Source organism: Shewanella sp. (assembly GCF_051658185.1).
GTDB lineage: Bacteria > Pseudomonadota > Gammaproteobacteria > Enterobacterales > Shewanellaceae > Shewanella.
The window spans coordinates 1-8,184 of the sequence record NZ_JBOFMC010000461.1; the positions used below are offsets into that span (position 1 = coordinate 1).

6 protein-coding genes and 1 riboswitch are annotated in these 8,184 nt (G+C 46.7%); of the genes, 3 read left to right on the top strand and 3 right to left on the bottom strand.

From position 1 onward, the window contains the following. The coding region (locus tag ACRCZA_RS16805) for a M3 family metallopeptidase (RefSeq protein ID WP_438675517.1) at window positions 1–1,493 on the top strand (1,493 nt) is incomplete at its 5' end. Window positions 1,494–1,670: 177 nt separating this feature from the next. Here ACRCZA_RS16805 and ACRCZA_RS16810 read toward each other — a convergent pair. From ACRCZA_RS16810 to ACRCZA_RS16820, 3 genes are all read right to left on the bottom strand, one after another. Next, window positions 1,671–3,233, bottom strand: coding sequence for a Na+/H+ antiporter NhaC family protein (locus tag ACRCZA_RS16810; RefSeq protein WP_438675522.1), 1,563 nt, complete (start codon window positions 3,231–3,233; stop codon window positions 1,671–1,673). A gap of 461 nt (window positions 3,234–3,694) precedes the next feature. Next, a riboswitch (Lysine riboswitch) is annotated at window positions 3,695–3,868 on the bottom strand. Between the two features lie 96 nt (window positions 3,869–3,964). After that, window positions 3,965–4,891, bottom strand: a complete 927-nt coding sequence (locus ACRCZA_RS16815) for an electron transfer flavoprotein subunit alpha/FixB family protein (protein ID WP_438675518.1) — start codon at window positions 4,889–4,891, stop codon at window positions 3,965–3,967. Beyond that, window positions 4,892–5,641: an electron transfer flavoprotein subunit beta/FixA family protein gene (locus ACRCZA_RS16820; RefSeq protein WP_438675519.1), complete on the bottom strand. Its 750-nt coding sequence runs from the start codon at window positions 5,639–5,641 to the stop codon at window positions 4,892–4,894. It lies immediately after the preceding gene. Between the two features lie 312 nt (window positions 5,642–5,953). Here ACRCZA_RS16820 and ACRCZA_RS16825 point away from each other — a divergent pair, with 312 nt between their 5' ends. Together ACRCZA_RS16825 and rcsF are read left to right on the top strand one after the other, a co-directional pair. After that, window positions 5,954–6,346, top strand: a complete 393-nt coding sequence (locus ACRCZA_RS16825) for an H-NS histone family protein (protein ID WP_438675520.1) — start codon at window positions 5,954–5,956, stop codon at window positions 6,344–6,346. 1,292 nt (window positions 6,347–7,638) lie between these two features. Then, window positions 7,639–8,019 (top strand): Rcs stress response system protein RcsF, encoded by a 381-nt coding sequence (gene rcsF / locus ACRCZA_RS16830; RefSeq protein ID WP_438675521.1) that lies wholly within the window; start codon window positions 7,639–7,641, stop codon window positions 8,017–8,019. Window positions 8,020–8,184: the final 165 nt, after the last annotated feature.

Sequence of the window (8,184 nt, forward strand, 5' to 3'; positions counted from 1 at the left end):
TAGTCGATTCAAAAAGTGAACTGGCTGGGTTAACGGAGAGTGAAATTACCTCCGCCGCCAATGACGCCAAAGCGGCCGGTCATGAAGGCAAATATCTTATCAATATCACCAATACGACTCGTCAGCCGGTATTGGCCTCCTTAGAAAATCGTGAGCTGCGCCAACGCATTTGGGAAGCTTCAGCCAACCGTGGCTTAACCGGTGAAAACGAAACCGCATCACTGGTTGCACGCCTCGCGCAACTGCGCGCCGAACGTGCGGCGCTGTTAGGCTACGACAACTGGGCAAGCTACCGCTTAGCACCACAAATGGCCAAAACGCCTGAGGCCGTTTACAGCATGTTTGGTTCTATGGTGCCCGCGGTTGTTGCCAATACCGAAAAAGAAGCGGCCGATATCCAAGCGATGATCACTAAAACCGGTGGTAAATTTGAATTAGCACCGTGGGATTGGGAGTTTTACGCCGAAAAAGTCCGTAAAGAAAAGTTCGCCCTCGATGCAAGCAGCGTGCGTCCTTACTTTGAATTTAATCGTGTATTAGAAGACGGCGTATTTTATACCCTTAAAGAACTGTATGGCGTGACCTTAAAACCCCGACCAGATTTACCGGTATATCATCCTGACGTTAAAGCCTATGAAATGTTTGATGCCGACGGTTCAAGCATGGCGATTTTCTACGCTGATTACTTTGCTCGCGAAGGCAAACGTGGCGGCGCGTGGATGAGCTCCTTTGTTGGCCAATCCTTCCTTGAAGGCACCAAACCTGTGGTCGTCAATGTGATGAACATTAAAAAAGCGCCAGAAGGTGAACCGACCTTCGTTAGCTATGACCAAGTGACGACGATGTTCCACGAAATGGGGCACGGTACCCATGGCATGTTCTCAAAAGTCACCTATCCAAGCCTTGCTGGCACAGCGGTATCCCGTGACTTTGTGGAATTCCCATCGACCTTTGAAGAAGATTGGGCAGCTCACCCTAAAGTGTTGGCCAACTATGCAAAACACTATGAAACTGGCGCACCAATCCCTGAGGAATTGCTGCAAAAACTCCTGAAGTCAGGCAGTTTTAACCAAGGATATGACACCTTAGAATACATGGCGGCCGCATTAGTCGATATGGAATGGCATTCCTTAAGCCCAGATGCGCCACTGCAAGATGTGGCTACCTTTGAGGCTAACGCACTCAAAAAACACGGTTTGAATATCACTGCAGTGCCACCCCGCTATAAGTCAACTTACTTTGCCCACGCCTTCCCCGGTGGTTACTCAGCAAGTTATTACGCGTATATGTGGAGTGAAATTCTGGCCGCTGATGCGTTTGCATACGTGCAAACCCAAGGCGGGCTCAATCGTGAAATCGGCATGAAATACCGCAAAAATATCCGTGAAGTGGGTAACAGCATTGCCCCCATGGAAGCCTACAAGAACTTCCGCGGACAAGAGCCAACGACAGAAGGCCTACTCAATCGTCGCGGGTTAAACACGGTTAACTAAGGCCATGTTGTCAAAGCTGCGTAACGCTCAATCTTAATTCACGCAGTTTTCACATCAATCAGCCAGCAATTGCTGGCTGATTTATTTAAACCGCGAAATACGTCAACTCTAACTTCGTACCGCCCTGTTGGGCGAGGGTTTAGGACGAAATAGCTAACCAAGACACGTCATGCGAGCTCAGGGGCTAGGTGCAGAGACTTTTAACCACATCACACAGAACAATAACAGTGCACTACACGTGACTAATCCCGCCCCCACTGACTCCGTAAAACCCAGCACCAAATACCCCGCAAAACTGATAACGGCAACAATCAATGCATAAGGCAATTGCGTCACCACATGGTCGATATGATGACAACTCGCCCCGGTGGACGACAAGATTGTGGTATCAGAAATCGGTGAGCAATGATCGCCAAATACCGCCCCCGCCAACACGGAAGCCAGCATAGGCAACATCATTCCCGCATGGCTTCCCATCGCCATATCGGCCGCAATCGGTAACATGATCCCAAAAGTGCCCCAGCTAGTGCCCGTTGCAAAGGCGGTTAATCCGGCTAACACAAACATTAACGCCGGTAAAAATGCAAAGGGAATATAGCCCGTTGCCAAACTTGCCATAAACTTGCCTGTTTCAAGCTCACCAATCACAGCGGCAATGGTCCAAGCAAACAGCAAAATATAAATGGCCGGCAACATAGAGCGAGCGCCCTGCACCATGGCCTTAAGGATCACTAAATGTTCGACCCGTTGCACAAGGTTAACTCCAAGCGCCACCGCTAAGCCCATTACGGCCCCTAAAAAAATCGATGAGCTGACATCGGTCTTTTCAAACGCGGCAATCAGCGAAAACTCACTCCCAACGCTCGCTAACGCCTCAGCGCCACTGCTCAACATAAAATACAAAGTTGCCAGCACGAGCACCCCAATAGGCATAAATAGCCCGGCAATCTTGCCAGTGCTCGCCTCCGGTAAATCAACGTTAGCTCCAGGAGGTAAGCCTTTACTTTCATCATAGAGACTGCCCCGCAGAGCATTAAGTTCATGCCTACGCATCGGCCCGATATTCAGCCCCAGTAGCACGACACACAGCAGGAATAATAAAGAGAAAATGGCGTAAAAGTTCATGGGGATCATTTGCATAAACACACTCAAATGGCCGCTATCGGCAAATCCATGAGCCGTTAAAATCCCGCCAATTAACGCAATGATATAAGCGCCCCAACTCGATACTGGTGATATCACACAAACGGGGGCCGCGGTGGAATCTAATAAATAAGCTAACTTAGCTCGGGAAATATAATAACGATCGGTAACAGGCCTTGCGACAGTTCCTACGACTAAACTATTGAAATAATCGTCAATAAAAACCACACAGCCTAAAAACATCGTCAATAACTGGGCGTCACGCTTATTACGAATATGCAATTTGGCCCAATCAGCAAAGGCACGGGCGCTGCCACTGACGGTAATTAATGCGGTGATCATTCCAAGGACAATTAAAAAACCGAGAATATATAAATTCCAAGAATTGGCGCCTTCAGTCGACCAAAAGAGTCCCTTAACCCTGCTGACGACAAACTCCCCTGTGGCCAAGGGGGAAAATTGATTGAGCAGTAAGCCGCCCAGTACAATACCCAGTCCAAGGGAGATGAGCACGCGGCGGGTAATGATCGCTAAGGCGATTGCGACCACAGGTGGCAATAAAGACAGCACTGAATCGGCATAACTTATCACAGTCATTGATGTCACAGTCATGGATGCCACAGTCATTGATGAGATCTTCGTTGAATACGAATGGAGGGCCACTGCACTGATGGGGTTGCTGAGTGACCTATTTATAACAACCCAAAGCACCAGTCCTATCAGTAGCGCTCCATAGCCATTATTTGTTACTTATCAACGCCTTATCAGGCGATGCTTCTTGTTTCGTAGGCTACAGCTCAAAATATCGAGTCTTATGTAAGCCTCCACAAGCTGACACGACCGTCCAGCGGCGTTGGTCACTTTAAACCGCAGCTCCAAACGATTCCCTTGCCATAATCAGTATCTAGGCTATGTGGGGTCTTCTTGGTCAGTCAGTCGAAAATTTATTTTTACTTTCAGCACTGGGTTTTCGTTACACAATTAAGATTTTAACACACAGAAAGTGCTATCGCATTTTCCGCCTTATATCCTCGCCCGCATTGGGCGTGAGTTTACGGCTAAATTGCTAATATCCATGTTAAAAAATACGATGGCCGTTTTGTACCTCTTACATACAACCCAGCGGCCGTTCCTGAACAATCGAACCACTTTTGCACCAAAAAAGAAGCATCATCCTTTCATGATCATTCAGCAGGATCACGACTGATATTTGGCGCACCTCAACACTTCAAAGAACGCCCTCGCAAGGGCGTAAAGGACAAAAAGGACAGGCGGCTAAGTTGATGCTAGCACAAAGCCGCCTACTGTAAATGAAATCACGCAATTGCTTAATCTAAGGCGGCAATGAGCTCAGGGACGGCATCAAACAAGTCGGCCACCAGCCCATAATCGGCCACTTGAAAAATTGGCGCTTCAGGATCTTTATTAATGGCCACAATCACTTTAGCATCTTTCATCCCCGCTAAATGTTGAATCGCCCCTGAAATACCGACAGCGATATACAAATTTGGCGCCACAATTTTACCTGTTTGGCCGACTTGTAAATCGTTTGACACATAGCCTGCGTCTACCGCGGCGCGTGATGCACCGACTGCGGCGCCCAATTTATCCGCAAGTTGCTCTAACATGCCAAAGTTTTCACCACTTCCCATGCCACGGCCACCAGATACGATAATGCCGGCATTGCCTAACTCGGGGCGCGCTGATACGGTAAGCGCTTGCGACACCAATTGTGCCTTCGCCTCAAACACCTTATCTAGGCTCACCACCGAGGCATTATTGCCCTGCGCTACCGCATCAAAGGCACTGGCACGCACCGTTATCACCTTAATGGCGTCATGACTCTGCACTGTCGCCAGAGCATTGCCCGCATAAATAGGACGCACAAAAGTATCAGCGTGAAGGACGCCAACCACCTCAGAAAGTTGAGCAACATCTAATAATGCAGCCACTCGAGGGAGCGTATCTTTACCAACGCTAGATGCCGCTGCCAGAATGTGGCTGTAGTTCGGCGCGAGCTCCACCAGCAGTTTGGCCACATTTTCGGCTAAATGAGCTTGATAAACACTGTGATCGGCATGTAACACTTGGCCAACACCCTGTAATGCCTGGGCAGCTTGAGCAACTGCACCGCATTGATGACCAACGACTAAGACATGCACATCACCACCGATGGCGCACGCCGCCGAAACCACCTTCGCGGTATCCTGTTTTAGCGCGCTATTATCATGTTCAGCTAATACTAAAATCGCCATTTAGATCACCTTCGCTTCATTCTTTAACTTTTCGACTAGCTCTGCTACCGACGCAACCATAATGCCGGCTTGGCGCTCGGCAGGCGGCTTCACGGTCACTAAGGTTTGGTGCACTTTGAGCGTCACCCCTAAATCGGCAACAGCGATAACATCTAAAGGCTTACGCTTTGCTTTCATAATATTGGGCAAGGAAGCATAACGCGGCTCATTTAAACGCAGATCCGCGGTGACCACCGCTGGCAAAGGTAAAGTTAACGTCTGCATTCCACCGTCAATTTCACGGGCAACTTGCAAAGTTTGTCCCTCAAGCTTGAGCGTTGAGGCAAAGGTGGCCTGAGGTAAGTCCGCTAACGCCGCAAACATCTGACCAGTTTGATTATTATCGCCATCAATAGATTGCTTACCAAAAATCACTAAATCAGCGTGCTCTTTGTCTTGTAACGCGTTTAATAGTTTTGCGATAGACAGTGGCACTAACTCTTCTTCAGTTTCAATATGAATAGCGCGGTCAGCACCGAGGGCCAACGCGGTACGTAACTGTTCTTGAACTGCTTTATTACCAATGCTGACCACGACCACTTCGGTCACACTGCCCGCTTCTTTTAACCGAACCGCCTCTTCTACTGCAATTTCACAAAATGGGTTCAAGGCCATTTTGAGATTGGCGGTATCGACACTCGTGTTGTCAGCTTTGACCCTGACCTTCACATTGGCATCAACAACGCGCTTAACCGGCACCAATACTTTCATAGGGTTTCCTTACTACACTTGCCTAAACATAAACAACGCATGGGCGCACCCCATGCAGGATGGCACAACTTTACGTCCTGTTAACGTTAACGTCAACCTAACTCAAACAGCCGTTTGCTTTTTTTTGATGTTGTGTCATTAAACCGACTTTTTAACACTTATTTGCGACATTTTAAAACTTTCACAAAATACATAATATTTAATTTCATGCTATTGCATAATTTTATTTGATTCGCGCTATATTAGTTTCTATCATTTAGGGGTTAATAACCATTATCCTGTATTATAAAGTAGAGTGGGACGAAAATAGATATGAGCGAATTTTTAGAAATATTAACTCACGGTCGTCGTTTTAAAGCTGCAGTGAAAGATCTCAGCGTTGATGAGCTGCGTGATTTAGCTGCTAAACTGGATAAGATTATCGTTGAACGTGAATCAATGGAGCAAGAAGAACAGCTAGCAATGGCTGCTCGTAATGCCAAAATTGAAGAAATCCGCCAACAAATGGAAGCCGTCGGATTATCAATTGATGACTTAGGTGGCGTGGCCGTTAAAGCTGTCAGCAAAAAGCGTGCACCTCGTCCAGCGAAATACCAAATTGAAGTTGCCGGTGAGCTCATTCAGTGGACAGGTCAAGGCCGTATGCCTACCGTATTTAAAAATGCCCTGAATAACGGCCGCACTATGGAAGATTTTTTAATCTAATCCAGTAATGCTGGTTTATTTATCGGCCATAACGTCGTTAATGTGCAGAGTGAACCTGATAAAAGCAGTGTTCCTCATGACCAGACATAACAAGCCGTTATAGATGACCAGCTATGCGACACCCTAAGTTGGGGACTCTCGTCCCCAACTTAATACTTCCGCAACACCGTTCATATGCTTAAGCTAATCAAACTGTAATCAGCCAACGCTTTTAAACCTAAACTCGTCAGCAAATGGCAATCGTTATAAGATGGCAATCGCTTCCAAGCAAAATAGCCGATACCCCAACTCAAATATCAAACCTTTTGGCGCCTACGGTTAAAGTTAACCAAAGACTCCGATGAACAATGGTGATGAGTTGCCACTCGAAACAATAGTGTTCCCCTATAATATGCATCACCAACCAGCATTGCTGAATCGCAAAATCGATCTCTTATGATATTGATTTTATTGTTAAAAACCTTCAACCAACAGCAGGTAAATCATGTAAACTCAAACGCCTATGGTTAATTACCAGCCCCCATTAAGATAAGATTCAGCGTCCAATACCGTCTCAGAGACCAAAATACTTCTAGGTAAATTAACGCAAAGTGAATGACCTGATGTCCATTACATATACTTAGTTTGATAGCTCACTCAATTTAACCATTGAATGGTTCTAAAGGTTCGTTCACTTTGACACCTGATGACTAACCGCCAAATAACTTAGAATGAAGCATGAAACGCTAAGAACGTGCCACTTGCCTTCCCATCGAAAAAGGCATCGAGCATATTGTACTTTGACCTAACGCCAACGATTCGCCAGCAACATGATAGAGTGCCACACTATCAATACAGGCTATCAATACACGCTATCAATACACTCTTTAATCGCTGTTATGGCCAACACACTTAAAAACGCTATGTTAAAAATGGGCCGTTAAAATTGAGGCTCAAAGCTAATAATGACGACTGAAATAACCTAGGTTGGTATTGGAAATCGCCGTTGCAACAAGACGGCCTTGGTTAAGGTGCTGAAACCAGGCTAACTCGGCCAATATTTGCAACTCGCTCGGTTTAATCGGCAGCTTGTGCTTTGTCAATGCAGGCTTAAACGATAAAATTTGTTCATATTAAACACGCTGGTGCCACCCTGTAGATGACACTAAGGTAACTTAGCTGCGAAACCGACGATTTCGATGTAAACTATTTCAACGTAAACAAGATTAAAACTAACAGAGCCGATACCAAGAGCCTTCTTGCCAAACGGTCTCAACCCTACCCTCTCAAGTCAAACAATCTTAGGTCAACCGATGAAAATATGGATTTCAAGTGCATTCGTTTTATTGCTTAGCGCCTGTGCAAGTGACTACAGTTTTAACAGTAATTTGAGCAGTGCTGCGATCAATGATTATTTTAAAGCCTCCGATGTCACCCTTTACGAAGGTGATGAGTTACCTAAAGGGCATTATGAGTTAAAAGGGTTAGTGCAAGGTGAATCTTGCCAAGCCGATGCCAATGGGGTACCTGCGTCCTTGGCTGAAGCGCGCACCGAGGCTCGCCGCGCCGCGGCAGATCAAGGCGCCAATGGCATCATTATCAAACAATGCGTGATGTTTGAAGAGGCGGCTCAAGGTTGTATCAGCCGAGCGTTATGTGTTGGCCAAGCCATTAACACTACCGCCGTAGACTGAACTACCGCCGTAGACTGATAGCCCAGCCCCAAAACCTTGGGGAAATATCGCTACAATACAAAGCACTCACAAAGCAGACCGTGAGCATCAACGCGCCGCTGGCTCAGTGCATGATTACAACCAAAAGTGTTAAATCAACACGCTATTTTTCTCATGTCTAGGCTC